Origin of the sequence: Streptomyces sp. N50, assembly GCF_033335955.1 — a bacterium.
Classification (GTDB): domain Bacteria; phylum Actinomycetota; class Actinomycetes; order Streptomycetales; family Streptomycetaceae; genus Streptomyces.
In genome coordinates this window covers 6,452,268-6,477,771 of sequence record NZ_CP137549.1, presented here as the reverse complement: position 1 = coordinate 6,477,771, position 25,504 = coordinate 6,452,268, and the positions used below count along the sequence as shown (strand labels likewise).

The window sequence follows — 25,504 nt, the reverse complement described above, 5'->3', positions numbered from 1 at the left end:
CCGTCCCGAAGGAGTCAGTGTTGAGAAGCAATTCCTCGCGCAGACGCACCTCCCACATAGTCGCCGTAGCCGGCGTCACCGCTCTGCTCGCCGCAGCCGTCCAGGCCGGCGCGACCTCCTCCGCCGCTCCGGCCAACCCCCTTGCCAGCAAGGGGAATCCGGCGCACATGGCCCTCTCGCTCTCCCCCTCGCAGCGCGCCGAGCTGCTCCGCGACGCCGCGTCGGCGCGGACCTCGACGGCCAAGGACATCGGCCTCGGCGCCAAGGAGGCGCTCGTCGTCCGTGACGTCGTCAAGGACGCCGACGGCACGGTGCACACCCGCTACGAGCGCACCTACGGCGGACTCCCGGTCCTGGGCGGCGACCTGGTCGTCGACACCGCCAAGTCCGGTGCCACCGAGCGCGTCATCAAGGCGACCAACGCCACCATCGCCGTCGCCGACCTCACGCCGAGCGTCACGACCGGCGCCGCCGAGAAGCAGGCGGTCTCCCGCGCCAAGGCCCTCGGCTCCACCAAGTCGGCCGCGGACTCGGCCCGCAAGGTGATCTGGGCCGCGAGCGGCAAGCCGGTCCTCGCCTACGAGACGGTCGTCGGCGGCCTCCAGGACGACGGCACCCCGAACGAGCTCCACGTCATCACCGACGCGGCCACCGGCAAGAAGCTCTACGAGTACCAGGGCATCGAGAACGCCACCGGTACAGGCAACACCCAGTACAGCGGCTCGGTCCCGCTGACGACGACGCAGTCGGGCTCCAACTACACCCTGACCGACGGCGACCGCGGCGGCCACAAGACGTACAACCTGAACCACGGGACGTCCGGCACCGGCACGCTGTTCTCGCAGACCACCAACACCTGGGGCAACGGCACCACGTCGAACGCGGCGACGGCCGGCGCCGACGCGCACTACGGCGCGGCCGAGACCTGGGACTTCTACAAGAACACGTTCGGCCGCAGCGGCATCAAGAACAACGGCGTCGGCGCCTACTCCCGTGTGCACTACGGGAATTCGTACGTCAACGCGTTCTGGGACGACAGCTGCTTCTGCATGACGTACGGCGACGGCTCCGGCAACGCGGACCCGCTGACCGCCCTCGACGTGGCGGGGCACGAGATGAGCCACGGCGTCACCTCCAACACCGCCGGGCTCAACTACTCCGGTGAATCAGGCGGGTTGAACGAGGCGACCTCCGACATCTTCGGCACCGGCGTCGAGTTCTACGCCAACAACTCGACCGACGTGGGCGACTACCTCATCGGCGAGAAGATCGACATCAACGGCGACGGCACGCCGCTGCGTTACATGGACAAGCCGAGCAAGGACGGCGGCTCCGCGGACAGTTGGTACTCCGGTGTCGGCAACCTCGACGTGCACTACTCGTCGGGCATCGCCAACCACTTCTTCTACCTGCTGAGCGAGGGCAGCGGCGCCAAGGTCATCAACGGCGTCAGCTACAACTCGCCCACCTCGGACGGGCTTCCGGTCACCGGCATCGGCCGGGACAAGGCGCTGCAGATCTGGTACCGCGCGCTCACCACGAAGTTCACGTCCACCACCAACTACGCGGCGGCCCGCACCGGGACACTGGCCGCGGCCGGTGAGCTGTACGGCACGACGGGCGCCGAGTACAAGGCGGTGCAGGACGCGTGGGCGGCCGTCGCGGTCGGTGCGCGCTCCGGTGGCGGCGGGGGCACCGGTACCTCGTTCGAGAACACGGCCGACGTGTCGATTCCGGACAACGGGGCGGCAGTCACGTCCTCCGTCACCGTGTCCGGGCGGACGGGCAACGCGCCCTCGAACCTCGCGGTCACGGTCGACATCGTGCACACCTGGCGCGGCGACCTGGTGATCGACCTGGTCGCTCCGGACGGGTCGACGTACCGCCTGAAGAACTCCAGCTCGTCCGACTCGGCGGACAACGTGCAGGCCACCTACACGGTCAACGCGTCCTCCGAAGTCGCCAACGGCGTCTGGAAGTTGAAGGTCCAGGACGTGGCGGCACAGGACACCGGCTACATCAACAGCTGGAAGCTTACGTTCCCGTAAAACCCAGGCGTCCACTTCACGCCGCGCAAACAAGACGCCGCCCCGGGGTTTCAACTCCGGGGCGGCGCCCTGTTATGGGCGTTTACATTGCCGCAACGTTCACCGGACAGTCGATTTTCAGCCAACATCACTTGAGGGTCCTGACATGTACGCGCCCCTGGTGCCACTCTTCCCTCACGCCGCTTCAGCACAGCCAATTCACCATCGCTCCGGTCGGTAACCCCACGCCGTCCGGACTCCCCCACAGAGGAGCTTGCGTGACCCCCCTCTACGCGCGTCACAAGCGCACCACCCTGGCCATCGCCACCGCGGTCGCCGCCGGCGCCCTGCTCGCCACCGGTGTCAGCACCGGCGCCTCTGCCCAGCCCGCCGCGGCCAAGCCGGCGCCCCTCGCCGCCGCCCCGCAGCTCCTCTCCAACTCCGCGCGTGCCGCGCTGGTCCAGGAGAAGCAGGCCGCCGCGCCCGAGACGGCCCAGCAGATAGGCCTCGGCACCAAGGAGAAGCTGGTCGTCAAGGACGTCGTCAAGGACGTCGACGGCACGCTCCACACCCGCTACGAGCGCACCTACGCGGGCCTCCCGGTCCTCGGTGGCGACCTCGTCGTGCACACCTCGCCGGCCGGCAAGACGGAGGGTGTCACCAAGGCGCACGCGGCGGCCATCAAGGTCTCCACCGTCACGCCGAAGATCTCCACCGCCAAGGCCGAGAAGCAGGCGCTGACCATCGCCAAGGCCGCCGGTTCCGACAAGACCGCCGCCGACGGTGCCCGCAAGGTCATCTGGGCCGGCGGCGCCACCCCCGTCCTCGCCTACGAGACGATCGTCGGCGGCTTCCAGGACGACGGCACCCCGAACCAGCTGCACGTCATCACCGACGCGGCCACCGGCAAGAAGCTCTTCGAGTACCAGGGCATCGAGAACGCCACTGGCACCGGCAAGACCCTGTACTCGGGCACCGTCAGCCTCACCACCACGCTGTCGGGCACGACGTACTCGCTGACCGACGCCTCGCGCGGCAGCCACAAGACGTACAACCTGAAGCACGGGACGTCCGGCACCGGCACCCTCTTCACCAACACCACCAACACCTGGGGCACCGGCGCCGCGTCCAGCTCCACCACCGACGTGACCGCCGCCGCGGACGCCGCCTACGGCGCCCAGGAGACGTGGGACTTCTACAAGGACACGTTCGGCCGCAGCGGCATCAAGAACAACGGTGTCGGCGCCTACTCCCGTGTCCACTACGGCAGTTCGTACGTGAACGCGTTCTGGGACGACAGCTGCTTCTGCATGACGTACGGCGACGGGTCGAGCAACACCCACCCGCTCACCTCGCTGGACGTGGCCGGCCACGAGATGAGCCACGGCGTCACCTCCAACACCGCGGGCCTGAACTACTCGGGCGAGTCCGGCGGCCTGAACGAGGCGACCTCGGACATCTTCGGCACCGGCGTGGAGTTCTACGCCAACAACTCGTCCGACGTGGGTGACTACCTCATCGGCGAGAAGATCAACATCAACGGCGACGGCACCCCGCTGCGCTACATGGACCAGCCCAGCAAGGACGGCGGCTCCGCCAACTACTGGTCCTCCTCGGTCGGCAACCTCGACGTGCACTACTCGTCGGGCGTCGCCAACCACTTCTTCTACCTCCTGTCCGAGGGCAGCGGCGCGAAGACGATCAACGGCGTGAGCTACAACTCGCCCACGTCCAACGGCTCCACGGTCACCGGCATCGGCCGCGCCAAGGCGCTGCAGATCTGGTACAAGGCCCTGACGACGTACTTCACGTCGACCACCAAGTACGCGGGCGCCCGCACCGGCACCCTGTCGGCGGCGGCGGCGCTGTACGGCTCCGGTTCCACCGAGTACAACGCGGTGGCGGCCGCCTGGTCGGCCGTCAACGTCAGCTGACGACAGCCGAGTTGACAGATAAGTGACTAGGGCGGTACCCGGAGCGAAGGCAATTCCGGGTACCGCCCTACTCTTGGGTTCCATGTCCTTCACGTACGACGACGTCGGCGCGACCCGCGAACGCGGCTTCTGCCCCCCGGGCTTCCATCCCCTGTATGTGCGCACCCGGATCGGCGAGGGCGAGAAGGTCTTCCGCCGGGCCGCCGAGGCGGTCCTGACCTGGGAACTCCACCGCGAATTGGGCGTAGGCATCGAGGCGACCGCGGAAAAAGCGGCCCCCGGCGTCGACGTGACGGTCACCCTCGCCGGCCTCATCAAGGCCCCCTGCCGCATCGTCTGGACGGTGGAGGAACACCGCAGAGCCGGCTGGGCCTACGGCACCCTCCCCGGCCACCCCGAATCCGGCGAGGAAGCCTTCATCGTCGACCGCACGGGCGATGGCACAGTCTGGCTGACGGTCTCCGCCTTCAGCCGAGGCGCCAAGTGGTACGCCCGCCTGGGCGGCCCGGCGACGAGAGGCTTGCAGCACGCGTACGCACGCAGGATCGGCAACACCCTTCGCCAGATGTGCGCGCCGTACTCGGAGGTGTAGGAAGGGGACCACCCGCGCCCCAAGGGGCGCGGGGAACTGCGCGACCAGCCACGGCGGACCCGCAGACGAAGAGCTACCGCATCAACACCCCTGCACCCTCCACCCCGTCCTCGGAGGGCACCGCCACCAACCCCAACTCCGCACTGGACGCGAGAAGTCGGTGCGCAGGCAGGATCCGCACGGTGTACCCATAGGGCCCGGTGCGATCAAGGGCAAGCGGCCCCTCGTACAACCAGTGCCCCTCCGCATCCGGCCCCCCCGCCGGCTTCAAGGGAACCGTCGTCGCATCCCCGATCCGGTCCTCCGGATCCACCCGCCCCGAAACCGCCTGCACTTCCACATCATCCGGAGCAAGCCCCGCCAACCCCACCCGCACCCGGAGATTGAGCGTCGTACCCAGCTCCGCCGTGGCCGTAGCCGCAGACGTCTCCACATGGTCGACGGTCACCCCGTGCCAAGCGGAACGCACCCGCCCCTTCCACGCGGCAAGTTCACGAGCCGCGTCCGGGGTCATCGCGCGATGGGCATGCGCGGCCGGTCCGTAAAGCCGCTCCACGTACTCACGCACCATGCGCCCGGCAAGCACCTTCGGCCCGAGCAACGTCAGCGTCTGGCGCACCATCTCGATCCACCGGTCCGGCAACCCGTCCTGGCCGCGTTCGTAGAAACGCGGGGTGACGCGCTGCTCCAGGAGGTCGTACAGCGCCGCGGCCTCCACATCGTCCCGGTGATCGGGATCCGTGCCCGTACCGTCCGCCGTGGGGATCGCCCAACCGAAGTCCGGCTGGAACCACTCGTCCCACCAGCCGTCCAGCACCGAGAGGTTGAGGCAGCCGTTCAGCGCCGCCTTCATCCCGCTCGTGCCGCACGCCTCCAGCGGGCGCAGCGGGTTGTTGAGCCAGATGTCGCAGCCGGGGTACAGCTTCTGCGCCATCGCCATGCCGTAGTCGGGGAGGAAGACGATGCGGTGCCGGACCCGCGGATCGTCCGCGAACTTCACCAGCTCCTGGACGAGGCGCTTGCCGCCGTCGTCCGCCGGGTGCGCCTTGCCCGCCACCACGATCTGGATGGGGTGGTCCGGGTGCAGAAGCAGATCCATCAGCCGGTCCCGGTCACGCAGCATCAGCGTCAGGCGCTTGTACGACGGGACGCGGCGCGCGAATCCGATCGTGAGGACGTCGGGGTCGAGGACACCGTCGATCCAGCCCAACTCGGCTGATCCCGCGCCGCGTTGACGCCAGGAGGCGCGCAACCGCTCCCGTACCTCCACCACCAACTGCTCACGCAGATCGCGGCGCAGCTCCCAGATGTCCTGGTCCGGGATCTCCGCGACCGCGTCCCAGCGGTCCGAACCGCCCACCGTCAGCGCGTCCTCGGTGCGGGTCGCGCCGATCTGCCGCGCCCCGAGCCGGAGCACCTCGGGGGCGACCCAGGTCGGCGCGTGCACCCCGTTGGTCACGGAGGTGATCGGCACCTCCTCGGCGTCGAACCCGGGCCAGAGTCCGGAGAACATCTCGCGGCTCACCTGACCGTGCAACAGGGAGACGCCGTTGGCCCGTTGGCCCAGGCGCAGGCCCATCACGGCCATGTTGAAGAGGTTGGGTTCGCCGCCCGGGTAGGTCTCCATGCCGAGGTTCAGGATGTGCTGGACGTCCAGGCGCGGGAGTTCGGCCTCGGAACCGAAGTGCCGGGCCACCAACTCCCGGTCGAAACGGTCGATTCCGGCCGGTACCGGGGTGTGCGTGGTGAAGACCGTGCCGGCCCGCACCGCCTCCAGGCCGGCGTCGAAGTCCAGCCCCGCGTCGCAGAGTTCGGCGATCCGCTCCAGGCCGAGGAAGCCCGCGTGTCCCTCGTTCGTGTGGAACACCTCGGGCTCGGGGTGACCGGTGAGGCGGCAGTACGTCCGGACCGCCCGCACACCCCCTATACCGAGCAACATCTCCTGCAGCAGCCGGTGTTCACTGCCGCCGCCGTAGAGGACGTCGGTCACGCTGCGTTCGCCGAGGTCGTTCTCCTCGACGTCGGAGTCGAGCATCAGCAGCGGTACCCGGCCGACCTGGGCCAGCCAGACGCGGGCGCGCAGCGAACGGCCGCCAGGCAGCGCAAGGGAGACCTGGGCCGGGGAGCCGTCCTCCTCCCGCAGCAGCGCGACCGGGAGTTCGTTGGGGTCGAGGACGGGATAGTGCTCCTGCTGCCAGCCGTCCCGGGACAGCGACTGGCGGAAGTAGCCGTGCCGGTACAGGAGTCCGACGCCGATCAGCGGTACGCCGAGATCGCTGGCCGATTTCAGATGGTCGCCCGCGAGAATGCCGAGGCCGCCGGAGTACTGCGGCAGGGCGGCCGTCACACCGAACTCGGGTGAGAAGTAGGCGACGGCGGCGGGGAGTTCACGTTCGGCGGCCTGGGTCTGGTACCAGCGGTCACCGCCCACGTAGTCGGCGAGGTCTCCCGCGACCTCGGTGAGCCGGCGCAGGAAACGGCTGTCCTCGGCCAGCTCCGCGAGCCGCTCGGCGGAGACGCTGCCGAGGAGTCGTACGGGATCGCGTTCCGAGGCGGTCCACCGCTCGGGATCGACGGACTGGAAGAGATCGCGGGTGTCGGCGTGCCAGGACCAGCGCAGATTGCGCGCCAGATCACTGAGAGGTCGGAGGGGTTCGGGGAGAACGGGACGGACGGTGAATCGACGGATCGCCTTCACAGCTCCACCTCGGCGCTTCGCTGGATGACACACGGCAATGTGTGTCGTCGTGTGTGATGACGGTACCGGTGATGGTGTGGGCGTCGCTGGGGGCTTCGCCCCCAGACCCCCATCGGCCTGGACGGCCTCGTCCTCAAACGCCGGACGGGCTGATTATTACCACCCTGAACTAATACGGGCCCCTCGTGCGCCCTTGTGGTGCTTCGCGCCTCACGAGAGGCTGCCCTGTGGAGAGTTGAAGGAGGGGAACTCGACATGGCACGGACGCGCACGCGGCGTCTGCGCCGGGCGGGGGGCCTGACCGCGGTCACCACCATCGTGGTGCTTTCGGCCATCACCCTGCCCGCGCACGCCGCACCGGAGGGGACCATACTCGGCGCCGGTGAACCCGGTTCCGTCAGCGGCAGTTACCTGGTGACGCTGAAGGGGGGAACAGCGGCTCCGTCGGCCGCAGGCAAGGGCCTCGCCACGAAGTACGGGGCGAAAATAAGCCACACCTACGACACCGCCCTGAACGGCTACGCCATCAAGGCCAACGAGAGACAGGCCAGACTCCTCGCGGCGGACGCCCGGGTCGCCTCGGTCGCCCAGGACACCCGCGTCACCCTGGACAGCAGCAGCCGTAGCGCCTCCCGTGTCCAGCGCAATCCGCCGTCCTGGGGGCTCGACCGGCTCGACCAGGCGAGCCTGCCGCTGAGCAAGAGCTACACCTCGCCGGGGTCCGGGGGCAGTGGCGTGACGGTGTACGTGATCGACACCGGCATCCGGATCACCCACCAGGACTTCGGCGGCCGGGCGAGCTACGGCTGGGACTTCGCCGACAACGACGCCACCGCCCAGGACGGCAACGGCCACGGCACCCATGTCGCGGGAACGATCGCCGGCACCATGTACGGCGTCGCCAAGAAGGCCAAGGTCGTCGCCGTACGGGTCCTCGACAACGCGGGAGCCGGTACGACCTCGCAGGTCATCGCCGGTATCGACTGGGTCACCCGGCACGCGCACAAGCCCGCGGTCGCCAACCTCAGCCTCGGCGGCATCCACAACGCCCAGCTGGACGCGGCCGTACGCAACTCGATCGCCGCCGGTGTCACGTACACGGTCGCGGCGGGCAACGACGGGCTGTCGGCCGGCCTGTACTCCCCCGCGGACGTCAAGGAGGCCATCACGGTCGGCGCCACCGACAAGGCGGACGCCCGGGCGGCCTTCTCGAACTTCGGCCCGGCCGTCGATCTGTTCGCCCCGGGCGTCTCGATCACCTCCTCGTCGTACGCGAGCGACACGGGGAAGGCGACCTTCTCCGGTACGTCGATGGCGTCGCCCCACGCGGCCGGCGCGGCGGCCGTCTATCTCGCCGGCCACCCGCGTGCCACCCCGGCACAGGTCTCCGCGGCTCTTGTCTCGGGGGCGGTTTCCGGGAAGGTGTCCGGCGCTGGGCTCGGTTCGCCGGACAAACTTCTGCAAGTACCGCGGTCGTAGCCCGGGAGTGACGGTTCGGGCCCCGTCCGCCCAGGACGGGGCCTGGATCTTTTGTGGAGACCTGCGCGTAAGTAGTTAGCAACCTGCCGGATTGCTAACCCGAATAGGGTGGGAAGGCTCCACCGGTACGCCCCCCAGACGCACCACGGGATCTCCTTCGCAGGACCCACCTCCCCACATCCATCCGCCCACACCCACGTTGACGCGGACAGGAGCGGTCATGCCCGCCACGCACCACTCGTCAGCACCCCCGACACCCGGCAAGGCCACGCCCCCCGTGCGCCCCGCCGGCACGGCACCACCCGCCCCGGAGCCACCCTCCGCGGACGGCACCTCGCCCGGCATCGGACGCATCCCCGTCCTCGATGTCCGGCCGGTCGTCCAGCACGGCCACCGGTCCGCCAAGGCGGTCACCGGTGAGGCGTTCGAGGTCTCGGCCATCGTCTTCCGCGAGGGCCACGACGCGGTCGCCGCGAACGCGGTCCTCTACGACCCGGACGGCCGCCCCGGCCCCTGGACCCCGATGCGGGAGCTCGCCCCGGGCTCCGACCGCTGGGGCGCCACGGTCACGCCCGGCGCACCCGGCCGGTGGACCTACACCGTGGAGGCCTGGAGCGACCCCGTCTCCACCTGGCGCCACCACGCCCGGATCAAGATCCCGGCCGGAATGGACACGGACCTGGTCCTGGAGGAGGGCGCGCGGCTGTACGAACGCGCCATCTCCGGCGTCCCGAAGGGCAAGGGCCTCCGCCCCGTCCTCCGCGCCGCCGTGTCCGCCCTCCGCGACGAGACCCGCCCGCCCGCGTCCCGCCTCGCCGCCGCGCTCACACCGGAGGTGGACGGGGTCCTGGCCCGATACCCCCTGCGGGAACTGGTCACGGCCGCCGAGCCCCGACCGCTCCTCGTCGAGCGGGAACGGGCCCTCTACGGCGCCTGGTACGAGTTCTTCCCGCGCTCCGAGGGCACCCCGGCCCAGCCCCACGGCACGTTCCGTACGGCCGCGAAACGCCTGGACGGCATCGCCGCGATGGGCTTCGACGTCGTCTACCTGCCGCCGATCCACCCCATCGGGACGACCTTCCGCAAGGGCCCGAACAACACCCTCTCCGCAGGGCGTGAGGACGTCGGCGTCCCCTGGGCGATCGGCTCCCCCGAGGGCGGCCACGACGCGATCCACCCCCAACTCGGCACGCTGGAGGACTTCGACGCGTTCGTCGCCCGGGCCGCCGAGCTGGGCATGGAGATCGCGCTGGACTTCGCGCTCCAGTGCTCCCCGGACCACCCGTGGGTGGAGAAACACCCGGAGTGGTTCCACCACCGCCCCGACGGGACGATCGCGTACGCGGAGAACCCGCCGAAGAAGTACCAGGACATCTACCCCATCGCCTTCGACCGGGACATGGACGGCCTGATCACCGAGACGGTGCGGGTCCTACGTCACTGGATGGACCACGGCGTACGGATCTTCCGCGTCGACAACCCGCACACCAAGCCGGTCGTGTTCTGGGAACGGGTGATCGCGGAGATCAACGGCACCGACCCCGACATCATCTTCCTGGCCGAGGCGTTCACACGCCCGGCGATGATGCACACGCTCGCGCAGATCGGGTTCCAGCAGTCGTACACCTACTTCACCTGGCGCAACACGAAGCAGGAACTCACCGAATATCTGAGTGAGTTGTCGGGGGAAGCGGCGGCCTACATGCGGCCGAACCTGTTCGTGAACACCCCCGACATCCTGCACGAGTTCCTCCAGGACGGCGGCCGACCCGCCTTCGAACTGCGCGCGGTGCTCGCCGCGACCCTCGCTCCCACCTGGGGGGTGTACAGCGGGTATGAGTTGTGCGAGAACACGCCGTTGCGGCCCGGCAGCGAGGAGTATCTGGACTCCGAGAAGTACCAACTCCGGCCGCGCGACTGGGTGTCGGCCGAGCGGGAAGGACGTAGCATCGCGCCATTGCTGGGCAAGCTCAACGACATCCGGCGCCGCAGCCCGGCGTTGCGGCAGTTGCGCGATCTCCACTTCCACGATGTGGATCAGGAGGCGGTGATCGCGTACTCGAAGCGCAGCGGTTCGAACACGGTTCTGGTGGTCGCGAACCTCGACCCTCACCACACCCAGGAGGCCACGGTCTCGTTGGACATGCCGCAACTCGGCCTGGAATGGCACGAGTCGGTGCCGGTGCGCGACGAGCTCACCGGCGAGACCTATCACTGGGGCAGGGCCAACTATGTGCGTCTGGAGCCGGGTAACCGGCCCGCACACATCCTCACCGTCCTGCGACCGTCCCCGCAGATCGGAGGGTCACCCACCATATGATCGTCAACGAGCCCGTCCCGGACACCTTCGAGGACACTCCCGCCAAGGACCGGGACCCCGAGTGGTTCAAACGCGCCGTCTTCTACGAGGTCCTGGTCCGCTCCTTCCAGGACAGCAACGGCGACGGCGTCGGTGACCTCAAGGGCATCACCGCCAAACTCGACTACCTCCAGTGGCTCGGCGTCGACTGCCTCTGGCTCCCACCGTTCTTCAAATCCCCCTTGCGGGACGGCGGTTACGACGTCTCGGACTACACCGCCGTACTCCCCGAATTCGGCGACCTGGCCGACTTCGTGGAGTTCGTCGACTCCGCCCACCAACGCGGCATGCGCGTCATCATCGACTTCGTCATGAACCACACCAGCGACCAGCACCCGTGGTTCCAGGAGTCGAGGAAAGACCCCGACGGGCCGTACGGCGACTACTACATGTGGGCCGACGACGACAAGCAGTACCCCGACGCCCGCATCATCTTCGTCGACACCGAAGCCTCCAACTGGACCTTCGACCCCGTCCGCAAGCAGTACTTCTGGCACCGCTTCTTCTCCCACCAGCCGGACCTCAACTACGAGAACCCGGCCGTGCAGGAAGAGATCATCTCGGCGCTGAAGTTCTGGCTGGACCTGGGCATCGACGGCTTCCGGCTGGACGCGGTCCCGTACCTGTTCGCGGCCGAGGGCACCAACTGCGAAAACCTTCCGGCAACCCATGAGTTCCTCCGCCGGGTGCGCAAGGAGATCGACGCGCAGTACCCCGACACGGTGGTGCTGGCGGAGGCGAACCAGTGGCCCGAGGACGTCGTCGACTACTTCGGCGACTTCCAGAGCGGCGGCGACGAGTGCCACATGGCGTTCCACTTCCCGGTGATGCCGAGGATCTTCATGGCGGTCCGCCGGGAGTCCCGCTACCCCGTCTCGGAGATCCTGGCCAAGACTCCGGCGATCCCGTCCGGCTGCCAGTGGGGCATCTTCCTGCGCAACCACGACGAGTTGACCCTGGAAATGGTCACCGACGAGGAACGCGACTACATGTGGGCGGAGTACGCGAAGGACCCGCGTATGCGCGCCAACATCGGTATCAGGCGCAGGCTGGCCCCACTCCTGGACAACGACCGCAACCAGATCGAACTGTTCACGGCCCTGCTCCTGTCGCTGCCCGGCTCGCCGATCCTCTACTACGGCGACGAGATCGGCATGGGCGACAACATCTGGCTCGGCGACCGCGACGCCGTGCGCACGCCGATGCAGTGGACACCGGATCGCAACGCAGGTTTTTCGTCCTGTGACCCCGGCCGCCTGTCGCTGCCGACCATCATGGACCCCGTCTACGGCTACCAGGTCACCAACGTCGAGGCGTCGATGTCGTCGCCGTCGTCGCTGCTGCACTGGACGCGCCGCATGATCGAGATCCGCAAGCAGAACCTGGCGTTCGGGCTGGGTTCGTACCGGGAGCTGCCGTCGTCCAATCCGGCGGTGATCGCGTTCCTGCGCGAGTACGAGGACGACCTCGTGCTGTGCGTGAACAACTTCTCCCGGTTCGCGCAGCCGACGGAACTGGACCTGCGGGCGTTCAATGGGAGGCATCCGGTCGAACTGTTCGGCGGGGTGCGCTTTCCGGCCGTAGGAGAGCTGCCGTACTTGCTGACGCTGGCGGGGCACGGCTTCTACTGGTTCCGGCTCCGCAAGGAAGCCGCGTAGATCCTTGCCGGATCCCGGTGGGGTGGGGCGGTTTCGGTTTCTCCCGCCCCGCCCGGGGCACGCAACAGTGACACCCCGACCACCCCCGGGGAAAGGAACGTGACACCATGGCGGAAACTGTCACAATCTCCGGCCGGACCAGTCCGGGTCCCGGTCCCGGCCTCCTCGCGTCACTGGACCCCCTCCTTCGGGAGTGGCTGCCGAGGCAACGGTGGTTCGCGGGCAAGGGCCGTCCCGTCACGGGTTTCTCGCTGGTGGCGGCGACCGAGCTGCTCCCGGTGGACGGCACCAAGCCGGGCCTGTACCACCTCCTGGTCCGCGCCCACCAGTCCCCCGCCCCCGGCGACTGCTACCAACTCCTCATAGGCGTGCGCGAGGCGCTGCCACCCCGGCTCGCGCCCGCGCTGATCGGACATGTGGAGGAGGGCCCGCTCGCCGGTCACACGGTGTACGAGGCCCTGTACGACCCCCGGCCCGCCGAGGTGCTCCTGGAGGCGCTGCGCACCCAGGCCCGCATCGGCGGGCTGCGCTTCGAACGGGCCCCGGACGCCCCGGAGATCGCCCCCGGTCTGACCCCGCGCCTCATGACGGCCGAACAGTCCAATTCATCGGTGGTCTACGGCGACACGTACATCCTGAAACTCCTGCGCAGGATCGTCCCCGGCACCAACCCGGACCTTGAACTCCCGCTGGCCCTCGCCCTGGAAGGCTGCCCGCGAGTACCGGCCCCGACGGCATGGCTGCGGGCGGAGTTCGCCGACGAGCCGTACGTCCTGGGAGTCCTCCAGCCCTTCGTGCAGGGCGCGGCGGACGGCTGGGAGCTGGCGCTGAGCGAGCTGTCCAAGGGCGAGGACTTCGGCGCGGAGGCGAGGTCGCTGGGCAGGGCGACGGCGGAGGTCCACGTGGCCCTGGCCCGAGCGCTGCCGACGATGACCTTGGGCAGTGCCCAACTGGAACTGCTGGTGAACGGCATGACCGAGCGCCTGGACGCGGCGGCGCAGGCGGTACCGGCGCTCCGCCCGTACGCGCCGGGCCTGCACTCGGCGTTCTCGGCGCTGGCGGACCTGGCGGCGGAGGGCGTGACCTGGACCGCCCAACGCATCCACGGCGACCTGCACCTGGGCCAGTGCCTGCACTCGCCGTCCGGGGAATGGTCGTTGATCGACTTCGAGGGCGAACCCTCCCGCCCCCTGGCCGAACGCCGTATGCCCCAGCCTCCGGTACGGGACATCGCGGGGATGCTCCGTTCCTTCGACTACGCGGCCCACTCGACGACTCCGGCCGCGCCCGGCTGGGCGGACATGTGCCGGGCGGCGTACTGCTCGGGGTACGCGGAGGTGACGGGGGTGGATCCGCGGACGGATCCGGTCCTGCTCCGCGCGTACGAGACCGACAAGGCGATCTACGAAGTCCTCTACGAGGCCCGCCACCGCCCGGACTGGCTCCCGGTCCCGTTGTCAGCGGTACGGCGCCTGGCCAGCCCTGTGACGTGACCCGCCCCACTTCGAACTCACCCCGCTCAGGAGGCTTTACCCGTGACCCCGCGTCCCTCGTCCAACGGTTCCGATCCGAAGCCGAACAAGAAAACGGCTGAGGGGAGGAGTGGTGCGGAAGTGCGGCCGACGGTTTCTGGGGAGACGGAGGGCGGGGGTAAGGGGGGCGCGGTCAAGGGGGCTGCAGGCAAAGAGGCGGCTGCGGAGAAGGCGATGAAGAAGAGGGGCGGGACGGGGAGCGCCGCCGCGAAGAATGCCGGAGCGAAGGGGGCGGCGGCTGAGGCGGGAGCGTCCGGGAAGGCCGGGGCCACGAGGGTGGTGGCGAAGGACGCGCGGGCTGGGACGGCCAAGCCTGGAAAAGCCGGAGCCAAGACAGCGAAGAAGCACACCCCGGCCAAGGCAAGCGACTCCGGAAAGGCCGCAACCAAAAGGACTGCGGCGAAAGACACGCCCGCCGAGACGGCCAAGCCTGGAAAGACCCGAGCCAACACAGCGAAGAAGCACACCCCGGCCAAGGCAAGCGAGCCTGGGAAGGCCGCGGCCAAGAGGGCCACGACGAAGAACGCCGGTACGAAGAAGGCTGCGGCAACGAAGGCGGCGGCCAAGAACGCCGTGCTCAAGAAGGCCGCGGCCAAGCAAGCTACGAAGAAGAACGCCGTGGCGAAGACTGGTTCGGCGGAAGACACCTCGGCGACAGAAGCTGCGACGGAGAAGGCCATGACGAAGACGGGCGCCGCGAAGACGGGTACGGCGAAGAGGACGAACGTGACCGCGAGGATCCCGGCGGAGACGGGCTCGGCAGAAGACGTCGTGGCGGAGACAGGCAGCGCGAGGAAGACCGTGACGAAGAAGACCGCAGCGAAGAAGAGCGCGACCAAGAACGCCGCCGCGAAGAAGGCTGTGCCCAAGAAGGGTGCCGGGAAGAAGAACTCGGCGAAGAAGGGCCTGGCCAGGAAGACGATCGCGGCTGACGAGAAGCCCACGCGGAGGACGGTGACCGCGGACACGGGGGTGGATTCGGAGGTGGCTTCTCCCTCGCGGGACAGCGCGGCTTCCGTTTCGGAGCGGGCGGATTCGGCACCGGAGCAGGGGGCTTCCGCAGCACAGGCGGCTTCCGCAGCAGAGCAGGCGGTTTCCACCCTGGGTCAGGAGGCCGCTGCCCCCGGCATCGCGTCCACCTCGGAGCCGGGTCCCACCTCGGAGCCCGGCCCCACCTCGGAGCCGGGTCCCACCTCGGAGCCCGGCCCCACCTCGGAGCCGGGTCCCACCTCGGAGTCGGCCTCGCCGCCGGCGGCGACCGAGGCCGCAGAGCCGACCTCGTCCTCGACTCCGCCCACCGCACCCGCTCCGGCTGTGCTGCCAACTCCGGCCGACACCTCGGAATCGGAGTCGGCCACACCGGCGAACCCGTCCATCTCGCCGACCACTCCGACTCCAGCGGTGCTGTCGACCCCGGACGACATCCCGGAGCCGAAGCGGGCCACACCGGCGCCCCCGTCAGCCACACCGACCTCGCCCGCGGCTCCGGCTCCGGCTCCGGCCACGCCGCCGGTATCCGCGGACGCCCCGGAGCCGGCCATCCCGCCGACGCCAACCGCCGCTCCCACTTCGGCACCAGCCCCGCTGACGACTGCGGCCGACACTCCGAAGGCGGCCACACCCGCGACGCCGCCCACCGCACCGACCCCGCTCACAGCCCCCGCCAAAACCCCGGAGTTGGCCACCCAGCCCACCCCACCGGCCACCCCCACCCCTCCCCCAACCCCCACCGTCTCCCCCGCCCTGGACGCCCCAGACCGCGACCGCCTCCTCCACGGAACCCACCACGCCCCCCACTCCGTACTCGGCGCACACCCGGTCCCCGGCGGCATAGCCTTCCGCGCGTTCCGGCCGTTCGCCCTCGGAGTCACAGTCGTGGCAGGCCAGTTGAAGGCCGAGTTGCACAACGACGGGGACGGGTTCTTCTCAGGGCTGCTGCCGCTGCAAGGCGTGCCGGAGTACCAACTGCTCGTGGCCTACGACGGCGCCGTGCAAGAGGTCGAGGACGCCTACCGGTTCCTCCCCGCGCTCGGGGATCTGGATCTCCACCTGATCGGTGAGGGCCGGCACGAGGAGTTGTGGCAGGCGCTCGGGGCGCGGACGATGACGCATCAGGGGGTCACCGGCACCCGGTTCACCGTGTGGGCGCCGGACGCGCAGGGCGTGCGCCTCGCCGGTACCTTCAACTTCTGGGACGGGACGGGCGCCCCGCTGCGCTCACTCGGCGGCACCGGTGTCTGGGAACTGTTCATGCCGGGTGTCGGCGAGGGCGAGCTGTACAAGTTCGAGATCACCCGGCCCGACGGGTCGAAGACGATGCGCGCAGACCCCATGGCCCGCCGCACCGAGGTCCCGCCCGCCACCTCCTCGATCGTCCACGCCTCGCACTACGAGTGGAACGACGCGGAATGGCTCGCCCAGCGCGCCGAACTCCCCGCCCACAAAGCCCCCCTCTCCATCTACGAACTCCATCTCGCCTCCTGGCGGCCGGGTTTGACATACCGTCAACTCGCCGAGCAACTCCCCGCCTACGTCAAGGACTTGGGCTTCACCCACGTCGAGATGATGCCGGTCGCCGAGCACCCGTACGGCGGCTCGTGGGGATACCAGGTCACCGGGTTCTACGCCCCCACCGCCCGCCTCGGCACCCCCGACGACTTCAAGTTCCTCGTCGACGCCCTGCACCAGGCCGGTATCGGCGTCCTGATGGACTGGGTCCCGGCCCACTTCCCGCGCGACGACTGGGCGTTGGCCGAGTTCGACGGCCGCCCCCTGTACGAGCACGAGGACCCGCTCCGGGCCGCGCACCCCGACTGGGGCACCCTGGAGTTCGACTTCGGCCGCCGCGAGGTGCGCAACTTCCTTGTGGCGAACGCCGTCTACTGGTGCGAGGAGTTCCACATCGACGGCCTGCGCGTGGACGCGGTCGCCTCGATGCTCTACCTCGACTACTCACGCGAACCGGGCCAGTGGACCCCGAACGAGCACGGCGGCCGGGAGAACCTCGACGCCGTCGCCTTCCTCCAGGAGATGAACGCGACGGTGTACCGCAGGGTGCCCGGCGTCGTGACGATCGCCGAGGAGTCCACCGCCTGGGACGGCGTCACCCGCGCCACGCACCACATCGGCCCCGGCGGATTCGGCGGCCTGGGCTTCGGGCTGAAGTGGAACATGGGCTGGATGCACGACTCGCTGGACTACATGGCACACGACCCCGTCCACCGTCGCCACCACCACGGCGAGATGACCTTCTCCATGGTCTACGCCTACAGCGAGAACTACGTCCTCCCCATCTCCCACGACGAAGTAGTCCACGGCAAGGGCTCGTTGGTCTCCAAGATGCCCGGCGACTGGTGGCAGCAACGCGCCAACCTCCGCGCCTACCTGGCCTTCATGTGGGCCCACCCCGGCAAGCAACTCCTCTTCATGGGCCAGGAGTTCGCCCAGGGCGCCGAGTGGTCGGAGACGAACGGCCCCGACTGGTGGCTCCTGGACCCCTCCTACAGCGCCGAGGCCGACCACCGGGGCGTGCGCGACCTGGTCCGCGACCTCAACACGGTCTACCGCCACACCCCCGCCCTCTGGCAACTGGACACCGACCCGTCCGGCTTCCAGTGGATCACCGGAGACGCCGCCGAGGACAACGTCTTCGCCTTCCTCCGCTACGACACCGACGGCTCCCCCCTCCTGGCCGTCAGCAACCTCTCCCCCGTAGTCCGCCACGACTACCGCCTCGGCACCCCCGAAGACATCCCCGCCTGGCACGAAACCCTCAACACCGACACGGCCCGCTACGGCGGCAGCGACATCACCAACCCCGACCCCCTCAAGCCCGAACCCCAACCGTGGCACGGCCGCCCGACGAGCATCCGAGTGACGTTGCCTCCCTTGGCGACGGTGTGGCTGAGGCCGGCCTGAAATGACAAAACACGACACCGCGGGGCCGATTCCACTCCAATTCGAACATCACTCCATTTCCATACTGTCGATATGGATCGGACTTCGACCAACCCCGAGGTAACGGAGAAAAATAGTTCGACTCGACCACATGCTCTGCTTGCCCATCCCGAGGGATCAAGTATTGGAGCGCAGGTCGTGGCTGATGCTTTTGACTACGTCACGCAGTACGTTCACCAAGCCTGCGGCGAAGAGTCGGTTTGTGCTCACGCAGGCGACATAAGACACTGTGAAATCACACGCCATCCCAAGTATGCGGATTTTCGCGCCAGCGCCATCATGGTAAAGGGCGAGGGCAAACCACCTCGCCTATGGGAATCCATGGTAGCCCTGGGACGAATTCACGACATGCGCGACGACGACAAGTGGCGGATGATCGTACTGGATTGCGTCATGGCCTCACTCCATGGGCGTTCAATCCGCATTTCCCGGGAGCTCTACGTCGACCTGTCAGACGTACGTTCCGACATGTTCGAGGCCGCGCTCACTACGTGGACGGAGACAGTCCACGGTGTCGCTCCACGTCATGTACCCACGCTCATGCGGAAGATGGCGATTCGAACCGCCTACCAGCGAGCCACAGATCAGACCCGCGAGACCGTCATAGAACGTCCAGAGGACTTCCTCGAAACTGAGGATCTTCCCGAGTCGCCAAGCCTCAAAGCGTCTGCGATCATCCACGGCGCCGACCCACAAGATCCTGCCGTTGCCGAACAGATTCGAGGCGAGCGGAATGGGGCGTTGTTCCACAAACACAACTGCCTAGATGCCGCGACACGCTTTCACGACGACCTCCGGGCCGGCCGTCGCCCAGAAGTGACATCGCGTGCCGCAAAAGCACCCATGCTGACACGCAGTAACCTGTTCGGACCGAGCCACTACTACTACCTCTCCGACTTCTTCCCGTCATTCATCGGCATGCCCGCCGCAGCAGAGGCACCAGGAATCGCCGAGTCCACCGCCTACCAGATGGTCAGGAAAGGAACCTTTCCCTGCCCACACACTCGAATGGGTCGAAGTCTCAAGGTTCCCGTGCCTCCTCTAATGCACTACATGAGCATTCCGGATGCCATCGTTCATCCCGACGATGTGGAAAACGGAGCAGCCCACGCGAGCGGACTACTGAACTTGATTGGGTGATGTCGGGAGGGTTCGCCTGACAGCGGCCTGCTGGCTCCGGTAGCGAAGTCGCCTCTGGTCCGCGAGGGAGCGAGCGGTCGGTGGAGCGGTGGCGTCGGACCGGCGCGAGCACGGCGGGGCCGGGGTCCTGTCGGGCTCTCCGGTGCGATCCCGGCACGGCTGGAGCTGGCAGCAGCCGGCCAGGCGGGCCATCGAGCGGGACGACGATGCGGTCGAGCTGTGGAAGAAGGGACCTGGCCACGGGGAAAAGCACCGCGGCGGAGCTCGGTGCCGGGGATCGTGTGCGCCAACGAGGCCAGGCAGTCGATGACTCCGCCACGCGCCAGACCTGGGGCCGGATCGGCCAGACCCCGGTCGTGCGGGTGCGAGGTCAGGGCTCCGGGCGGGTGTCGGTGGCGGGCATGGTCTGCTTCGAGCCGGGCCGGCGGTCCCGCCTCAGAAGTCCCGCCAGCCGAAGGGCTTCGGCTGGCGGGACTTCTGAGCCATGACCGTCCGCGCTCGCATCCAGCTCGGGGGCCCATCGTGCTGATCTGGGACAACGTCCGCCTCCACCTGACCGCCGGCATGAAGGAATTCATCGACTCCAATGGCGAGTGGCTGACCGTGTTCCAACTCCCGGCCTACGCCCCTGACCTCAATCCGCCCGAGCGTATCTGGGCGCTGGTCGAGCGCGACCTGGGCAACCTGGCCGCCGCGGACCTCGGTGAGATCACCAGAGCCGTGGAACGTCGACTCAAGGGGATCCAGTACCGTCCCGACCTCGTCGACGGCTGCATCGCTGCCACCGGCCTGATCCTGGACGGCTGAGTGAAACCGGGGACCGGTCCCGGATCACTCATCCCAGTCCGCATAGTCCCCGATCGCCACGTCGTCGCAGAAGGTCTCCCAGAACCCGTTGTGCACGAGAGCGGTCTCGTCGATGCCGGAGACGAGATCGCGCAGCTCTGCCGCCACCTCCGCGCACCTTTCCTCGTCGCCCTCGGCATAGAACGGGAACCTTGCGATCACGGCCGCGACGCATCGGTTGAAGGAGCCGAGGTCCTGGTTCACGTAACTGGCTGTCGTTGACTCGGCCTTGGGAATCTGCACCACGTGACCAGTGGCCACGTCGACGGCGATGCGTCCGAAAAGGCCACTCGACGCGATGGCGACCAGCCCCCGCTCGCCGATCCCCTCGAAGTACACCGACTCGCTCAACGGCCGGTACTCGTATCCGATCAACCCGCCTGGGATGCCAGTCTCCCCCAGGGCGACAGCGATCTGGGCGGGCACCTCGGGTGGAGCCTCGATGGAAATCAGGACGAACTCGGGCTTCGGAAGCTGCGGCAGAGGCTGGCTCACGGGAAGATCCTCTCCCGACGGACTGCCCGGGCAACACCCACTGGCCCGCGAGACGGCCGACTCACGCAGCGCAACGCCCTCTCATGCCGACCTCAGCGCCTTTGGCAGCGACCCCGTATGCAACACCCCCAGCCTCTGAGTAGCCCGAGTCAACGCCACGTACAGATCACTCGTCCCGTACCGCCCCGGCTCGACGACCAACACCGAGTCGAACTCCAGCCCCTTCGCCTGCCGGGGATCAAGCAGCACGACACTCCGCGTCAGATCCGGCTCGGCGCCGGCCGTCACCCCGTCCAGCCGCGCCGCAAGCCGCCGATGCAGATCCCGAGGCGCGATCACCGCCAACCGCCCTTCCGCAGGGGCGAGTTCACCCACGGCCTTGGCAACAGCCCCCGGCAGATCGTCAGTCGCCCGCACCCAAGGCCGCACGCCAGTGGCCCGCACCGAACTCGGCGGCTCGAAGTCAGGATTCTCCGCGCGGACGACCGCCGCCGCGAGGTCCATGATCTCGGCGGGGGTGCGGTAGTTGACGCCGAGCCGGGTGTGGTCGTAGCGGTCCTCGACGTACGGGGCGAGGATCTCCGACCAGGAGCCGACGCCCGCCGCCTCCGCCGTCTGCGCCGGGTCACCGACCAGCGTCATCGACCGCGTGGGACTCCGCCGCATCAGCAACCGCCAGGCCATCGGGGAGAGTTCCTGCGCCTCGTCGACGATGATGTGGCCGAACGCCCAGGTCCGGTCGGCCGCCGCGCGCTCCGCGGCGCTGCGGTGGTCCTCCTCCTCGTGCCGCTCGGCGAAGCGCTCCGCGTCGATGATGTCGTGCGCCGACAGCACCTCGGACCCCTCGGGATCGCCCTCCTCCTTGTCCTCGAACTCGAACGTCCGGGAAGCGAAGGACACGTCCAACACGCCCTGCGCGAAAGACACTTGCTCCTCGCGCTCCCGCTGAGCACGGGCCAGCCGCACCCGGTCGTCCCGCCCGAGCAGCTCCGCGGCCTCGTCCAGCAGCGGTACGTCCGCCACGGTCCACTCACGGGTCACCGGCCGCCGGATGGCATCGGCGTCGTCGTCGGAGACGTAGCCCACGGGGTCGGCGAGGAAGTCCGCGACGAGGTACTGCGGGGTCAGCCGCGGCCACAACTGGTCGATGGCGGCCCAGACTTCGGGGTTCTCGGCGAGTTCGTCGCGGATCTGGGTGATGTCGCTGGGGTCGAGGAGGTTGCTGCCGTCGAAGGGGTCGGTGCCGATGCGTTCGGCGAACAGCTCGGTGAGCGTGTTGAGGATGTGGCCCTCGAAGTGCTCCCGGGCCGCGTTGTGCGGGAGCCCGGCCTCTCGCGCACGGTCGCGGGCGACCCGTACGAGACCGTCGTCGAGCATCAGGATCTCGCGGTCGTGCTCGATCGCGATCACCGGATCGGGCAGCGACTGCCAGTCGCGTACGACGGCGGCGAGCACGTCGGCCATGTCGGCGCGGCCCTTGACCGCGGCGGCCGCCCGGCTGTCGGTCGCCGTCGCCTTCACGCCGGGGAACAGCTCGCCGACGGTCGCCAGCAGCACGCCGGTCTCGCCCAGCGACGGCAGCACCTCGCCGATGTAACCGAGGAACGCGGGGTTCGGACCGACGATCAGGACGGCCCGCTTGGCGAGCAACTCCCGGTATTCGTAGAGGAGATACGCGGCCCGGTGCAGCGCGACGGCGGTCTTGCCGGTGCCGGGGCCGCCCTCGACGACGAGCACCCCGCGGTAGGGCGCGCGGATGATCTCGTCCTGCTCGGCCTGGATGGTCTGCACGATGTCGCTCATCCGGCCGGTGCGCGCGGAGTTGAGCGCGGCGAGCAGGACGGCGTCGCCGCTCGGGTCCTCGTGGCCGGTGCGGGTGGCGTCGCCGAGGTCGAGGATCTCGTCGTGCAGGGCGGTGACGCGGCGCCCGTCGGTGGTGAGGTGCCGACGGCGGCGCAGGTCCATCGGGGTGTGGCCGGTGGCCAGGTAGAAGGGGCGGGCGACGTCGGCCCGCCAGTCGATCAGGATCGGCGTGAGGTCGGCGTCGTCGGAGCGGATGCCGATACGGCCGATGTGGTGGGTGGTGCCGGAGGTCAGGTCGATCCGGCCGAAGCAGAGCGAGCCGTCCACGGCGTTCAGCGCGGCGAGCAGCCCCGAGCGCTCGGCGACCAGGATGTCCCGCTCCAGCCGGGCCTGCATGGGCGTGTTGCCCTGCCCGAGCGCGTCCGTGACGGAGCCCTCGGTGGCGCCGCGCAGCGCGTCCACGCGTGCGTACAGACCGTCGATGAATTCCTGCTCACCGTGAATTTCATCGCTGTTTGACAATTCCACTCCCGGACATATATACTGTGCTCACTAAGCCTCTTTGCGACTCAATTCCCACGAAGTCGCGAACCATTGAATATACGCAAAGAAATCCCCCGAGCGCAATTGCTCGGGGGATTTTCTTTGCGTATCGGGCGGGATCAGAGCACGTCGGAGAGCTCCTCCAGCAACCGGCGCTTGGGCCGGGCCCCCACCATCGCCTTCACCGGCTCACCGCCCCGGAAGACCATGAACGTGGGCATCGAGAGCACCTTGTAGGCGTTCGTGGTCTCCGGATTCAGGTCCACGTTCAGCTGCACCACCTTGAGGCGGTCGGCCTCCTCGGTGGCGAGGGCGCGCAGCACCGGCGCCATCTGCCGGCACGGGGGACACCAGTCCGCCGTGAACTCCACCAGCACCGGCAACTCGGCCCCGATCACCTCCGCCGCGAAACTCTCGTCCGTCACGTCCATCACATGGGTCGCGTCGATCACAGTTCATGCCCTCCCAGTTCGCACAACGGTGGTGGCTCCTCGACGGTCGCCAGCCGCACCCCGATCTCCGCCCGCACCGCCTGCAACTCCCCGATCAGGGAATCCAGTTCGGCCAGCTTCCGCCGGTAGACCGCGAGCGAGGCCGGACACGAGTCCCCCTCGGGATGCCCGGCCCGCAGACACTCCACGAAGGGCCGCGTCTCCTCCAGGTCGAACCCGAAGTCCTGCAGGGTCCTGATCTGCCGCAGCAGCTTCAGATCAGCCTCGTCGTACGTCCGGTACCCGTTGCCCCCGCGCCGTGCGGGCAGCAGCCCCCGCGACTCGTAGTACCGCAACGCCCGCGTCGTGGTCCCGGCCCGCGCGGCCAGCTCGCCGATTCGCATGCCTACGACAGTAATCCTTGACGTCGGCGTCAGGGCAACAGCGGTTTCCGCTCCACCGGGGAGGTCAGCACGATCGACGTCGTGGTGCGCCCGAGCGCGGAGACCGCTTCGAGGACCTCCTCCAGGTGGACGGTGTCCCGGACGGCGACCTTGAGGATCCAGCAGTCCTCGCCGACGACATGGTGCACCTCGGTGATCTCGGACCGCTCGGTCAGCTCCAGGGTCCTGGGGTGCTTCAGGGTGTAGCCGCCGTGCGGGTCGACCCGGATGAACGCCTGGATGCCGTAGCCGAGCCGGCCCGGGACGACATGGGCGCCGTAGCCGCTGATCACGCCCGCCGCCTCCAGCCGTCGGACCCGCTCGGTGACCGCCGCCGGGCTCAGCCGGACCTGTCGGCCGAGCTCGCTGAGCTTGATCCGGCCGTCCGTCTGGAGGAGGTGGAGGATCTGCCGGTCCACCGCGTCGAAGGCCACCGGTGTTTCGGCGGCGGTCGCCCGCGGATGCCGTGGTTCTTTCGGCACCGTGGCCCCAACTCCCATGTCTCCCCCTTCAGATCCCGCTCGTACGCCCGAAGAATTATGGTCATGGAAAAGGCACGGGACGTCCTGGTCATCGGCGGCAGCCGCTACTTCGGCAAGCGGCTGATCGCGCGGCTGCTGGCCGCCGGGGACCGGGTCACGGTCCTCAACCGGGGTTCGTCGGCACCGCCCGCCGGAGCCGTTCACCTGATCGCCGACCGCGACGACGAGGACGCGCTGCGCGCCGCTCTCGGCCAGCGCACCTTCGACGTCGTCGTCGACCAGGTCTGCTACACCCCGCGCCAGGCGGCGATCGCCCGCCGCGTCTTCACCGGCCGCACCCGCCGCTATGTGATGACGTCGACGGTCGAGGTGTACGAGCACGACGACTCGCCCGCGCTCGTGAGCGAGGCGGCCGTCGATCCGGCCGAGGTGACCGTGGACCTCGAACTCCCCTGGGACGAGCCCGAGTTCCTCGACGCGCACTACGGCGAGGGCAAGCGGCAGGCGGAGGCGGTGTTCGCGGCGGCCGGACCGGAGTTCGCGTACGCGGCGGTCCGTGTGGCCCATGTCCTGGGCGGCGCCGACGACTTCACCGGCCGCCTGGAGCACTATGTCGACCGTATCCGCACCGGCACGCCGATCACCGTCCCGCGCGTCAACCACCCGGCGACCTACATCCACGTCGACGAGATCGCCGACTTCCTCTTCTGGACGGCGGGGCAGGACTTCACCGGCCCGGTCAACGCGGCCTCCCACGACCCGCTGACCACGGCGGACCTGTGCGAGGCGATCGCCGCCCGACTCCCGTCCGGGAAGGTGGTGTTCCGTACGGCGGAGGAGGGCGGGAGCACGTCCCCGTTCTCCTTCGCCCGCTCCTACGGCATGGACAACTCCCGTGCCACGCGGCTCGGTTACACCTTCACTCGGGCCCGGGAGTGGCTGCCGGGGGTGGTGCGGTAGTCGAGGACACCACCCCGAGCAGCCGACGCGTCAACTGGTCCCGGGCGGAGTGGAGTTCATGAGCGAGGCCTCGCGTCGGGCACCGTACCGGCGCTCGTACTCGGCCTCGCTCATGAACTCCACTC

The 25,504-nt window shown here is 68.8% G+C and carries 20 protein-coding genes; 12 read left to right on the top strand and 8 right to left on the bottom strand.

Features of this window, described 5'->3' with window-relative positions; all coding sequences use genetic code 11:
• Nucleotides 1-20: 20 nt before the first annotated feature.
• From R2B38_RS29320 to R2B38_RS29310, 3 genes are all read left to right on the top strand, one after another.
• Nucleotides 21-2,048 carry a M4 family metallopeptidase gene (locus R2B38_RS29320; protein ID WP_318018911.1) on the top strand — a complete coding sequence of 676 codons (2,028 nt, stop codon included), beginning with the start codon at nucleotides 21-23 and terminating at the stop codon, nucleotides 2,046-2,048.
• A gap of 257 nt (nucleotides 2,049-2,305) precedes the next feature.
• Nucleotides 2,306-3,961 carry a M4 family metallopeptidase gene (locus R2B38_RS29315; protein WP_318018910.1) on the top strand — a complete coding sequence of 552 codons (1,656 nt, stop codon included), beginning with the start codon at nucleotides 2,306-2,308 and terminating at the stop codon, nucleotides 3,959-3,961.
• Nucleotides 3,962-4,043: 82 nt separating this feature from the next.
• Nucleotides 4,044-4,553, top strand: coding sequence for a DUF1990 domain-containing protein (locus tag R2B38_RS29310; protein ID WP_318018909.1), 510 nt, complete (start codon nucleotides 4,044-4,046; stop codon nucleotides 4,551-4,553).
• Between the two features lie 73 nt (nucleotides 4,554-4,626).
• Here R2B38_RS29310 and R2B38_RS29305 read toward each other — a convergent pair whose 3' ends face one another.
• Entirely contained in the window at nucleotides 4,627-7,251 is a 2,625-nt protein-coding gene (locus tag R2B38_RS29305) for a glycosyltransferase family 1 protein (RefSeq protein WP_318018908.1), read from the bottom strand.
• 255 nt (nucleotides 7,252-7,506) lie between these two features.
• Here R2B38_RS29305 and R2B38_RS29300 point away from each other — a divergent pair, with 255 nt between their 5' ends.
• The 4 genes from R2B38_RS29300 (at nucleotide 7,507) to R2B38_RS29285 (ending at nucleotide 14,240) form a co-directional block, all read left to right on the top strand.
• Nucleotides 7,507-8,730 carry a S8 family peptidase gene (locus tag R2B38_RS29300; RefSeq protein WP_318018907.1) on the top strand — a complete coding sequence of 408 codons (1,224 nt, stop codon included), beginning with the start codon at nucleotides 7,507-7,509 and terminating at the stop codon, nucleotides 8,728-8,730.
• 220 nt (nucleotides 8,731-8,950) lie between these two features.
• On the top strand, nucleotides 8,951-11,050 hold the full coding sequence (locus R2B38_RS29295) for an alpha-1,4-glucan--maltose-1-phosphate maltosyltransferase (RefSeq protein WP_318018906.1): 2,100 nt from the start codon (nucleotides 8,951-8,953) through the stop codon (nucleotides 11,048-11,050).
• Nucleotides 11,047-12,747, top strand: coding sequence for a maltose alpha-D-glucosyltransferase (gene treS, locus R2B38_RS29290; protein WP_318018905.1), 1,701 nt, complete (start codon nucleotides 11,047-11,049; stop codon nucleotides 12,745-12,747). Before R2B38_RS29295 ends, treS begins: the two co-directional genes overlap by 4 nt.
• A 107-nt stretch (nucleotides 12,748-12,854) precedes the next feature.
• A complete protein-coding gene (locus tag R2B38_RS29285) occupies nucleotides 12,855-14,240 on the top strand; it encodes a maltokinase N-terminal cap-like domain-containing protein (RefSeq protein ID WP_318018904.1) in 1,386 nt (461 codons plus the stop codon).
• A gap of 26 nt (nucleotides 14,241-14,266) precedes the next feature.
• Here the strand turns inward: R2B38_RS29285 and R2B38_RS29280 are convergent, their stop codons facing one another.
• Nucleotides 14,267-15,247: a hypothetical protein gene (locus R2B38_RS29280; protein WP_318018903.1), complete on the bottom strand. Its 981-nt coding sequence runs from the start codon at nucleotides 15,245-15,247 to the stop codon at nucleotides 14,267-14,269.
• Nucleotides 15,248-15,385: 138 nt separating this feature from the next.
• Entirely contained in the window at nucleotides 15,386-15,667 is a 282-nt protein-coding gene (locus R2B38_RS29275) for a hypothetical protein (RefSeq protein ID WP_411978508.1), read from the bottom strand.
• Between the two features lie 151 nt (nucleotides 15,668-15,818).
• Here R2B38_RS29275 and glgB point away from each other — a divergent pair, with 151 nt between their 5' ends.
• The 4 genes from glgB (at nucleotide 15,819) to R2B38_RS29255 (ending at nucleotide 20,183) form a co-directional block, all read left to right on the top strand.
• The gene (gene glgB, locus R2B38_RS29270; RefSeq protein WP_411978590.1) at nucleotides 15,819-18,197 is read left to right on the top strand and encodes a 1,4-alpha-glucan branching enzyme; all 2,379 of its coding nucleotides are present in this window, start codon (nucleotides 15,819-15,821) and stop codon (nucleotides 18,195-18,197) included.
• Between the two features lie 177 nt (nucleotides 18,198-18,374).
• Nucleotides 18,375-19,376, top strand: coding sequence for a hypothetical protein (locus tag R2B38_RS29265; RefSeq protein ID WP_318018900.1), 1,002 nt, complete (start codon nucleotides 18,375-18,377; stop codon nucleotides 19,374-19,376).
• An 88-nt stretch (nucleotides 19,377-19,464) separates the two neighbouring features.
• Nucleotides 19,465-19,686 carry a winged helix-turn-helix domain-containing protein gene (locus R2B38_RS29260; RefSeq protein ID WP_318018899.1) on the top strand — a complete coding sequence of 74 codons (222 nt, stop codon included), beginning with the start codon at nucleotides 19,465-19,467 and terminating at the stop codon, nucleotides 19,684-19,686.
• Nucleotides 19,687-19,898: 212 nt separating this feature from the next.
• Nucleotides 19,899-20,183 (top strand): transposase, encoded by a 285-nt coding sequence (locus tag R2B38_RS29255; RefSeq protein ID WP_318018898.1) that lies wholly within the window; start codon nucleotides 19,899-19,901, stop codon nucleotides 20,181-20,183.
• Between the two features lie 24 nt (nucleotides 20,184-20,207).
• On the opposite strand, the gene R2B38_RS29250 is transcribed toward R2B38_RS29255, so the two are convergent.
• The 5 genes from R2B38_RS29250 to R2B38_RS29230 form a co-directional block, all read right to left on the bottom strand.
• Entirely contained in the window at nucleotides 20,208-20,717 is a 510-nt protein-coding gene (locus R2B38_RS29250) for an SUKH-4 family immunity protein (RefSeq protein WP_318018897.1), read from the bottom strand.
• A gap of 81 nt (nucleotides 20,718-20,798) precedes the next feature.
• Nucleotides 20,799-23,024: a HelD family protein gene (locus tag R2B38_RS29245; protein ID WP_318021821.1), complete on the bottom strand. Its 2,226-nt coding sequence runs from the start codon at nucleotides 23,022-23,024 to the stop codon at nucleotides 20,799-20,801.
• A 158-nt stretch (nucleotides 23,025-23,182) separates the two neighbouring features.
• The gene (locus R2B38_RS29240; RefSeq protein WP_318021820.1) at nucleotides 23,183-23,497 is read right to left on the bottom strand and encodes a thioredoxin family protein; all 315 of its coding nucleotides are present in this window, start codon (nucleotides 23,495-23,497) and stop codon (nucleotides 23,183-23,185) included.
• Nucleotides 23,498-23,511: 14 nt separating this feature from the next.
• Nucleotides 23,512-23,898, bottom strand: a complete 387-nt coding sequence (locus R2B38_RS29235) for a MerR family transcriptional regulator (protein ID WP_019060807.1) — start codon at nucleotides 23,896-23,898, stop codon at nucleotides 23,512-23,514.
• A gap of 29 nt (nucleotides 23,899-23,927) precedes the next feature.
• Nucleotides 23,928-24,437 carry an Lrp/AsnC family transcriptional regulator gene (locus R2B38_RS29230; RefSeq protein WP_318018896.1) on the bottom strand — a complete coding sequence of 170 codons (510 nt, stop codon included), beginning with the start codon at nucleotides 24,435-24,437 and terminating at the stop codon, nucleotides 23,928-23,930.
• 39 nt (nucleotides 24,438-24,476) lie between these two features.
• Between R2B38_RS29230 and R2B38_RS29225 the strand changes: the two genes are divergently transcribed.
• Nucleotides 24,477-25,379: an NAD-dependent epimerase/dehydratase family protein gene (locus R2B38_RS29225; RefSeq protein WP_318018895.1), complete on the top strand. Its 903-nt coding sequence runs from the start codon at nucleotides 24,477-24,479 to the stop codon at nucleotides 25,377-25,379.
• The last annotated feature ends 125 nt before the right edge of the window (nucleotides 25,380-25,504 follow it).

Coding starts and splice junctions, on each gene's coding strand:
- R2B38_RS29310 (WP_318018909.1), top strand. CDS start 4,044: ATGTCCTTCACGTACGACGACGTCGGCGCGACCCGCGAACGCGGCTTC.
- R2B38_RS29300 (WP_318018907.1), top strand. CDS start 7,507: ATGGCACGGACGCGCACGCGGCGTCTGCGCCGGGCGGGGGGCCTGACC.
- R2B38_RS29295 (WP_318018906.1), top strand. CDS start 8,951: ATGCCCGCCACGCACCACTCGTCAGCACCCCCGACACCCGGCAAGGCC.
- treS (WP_318018905.1), top strand. CDS start 11,047: ATGATCGTCAACGAGCCCGTCCCGGACACCTTCGAGGACACTCCCGCC.
- R2B38_RS29285 (WP_318018904.1), top strand. CDS start 12,855: ATGGCGGAAACTGTCACAATCTCCGGCCGGACCAGTCCGGGTCCCGGT.
- R2B38_RS29235 (WP_019060807.1), bottom strand. CDS start 23,898: ATGCGAATCGGCGAGCTGGCCGCGCGGGCCGGGACCACGACGCGGGCG.
- R2B38_RS29230 (WP_318018896.1), bottom strand. CDS start 24,437: ATGGGAGTTGGGGCCACGGTGCCGAAAGAACCACGGCATCCGCGGGCG.
- R2B38_RS29225 (WP_318018895.1), top strand. CDS start 24,477: ATGGTCATGGAAAAGGCACGGGACGTCCTGGTCATCGGCGGCAGCCGC.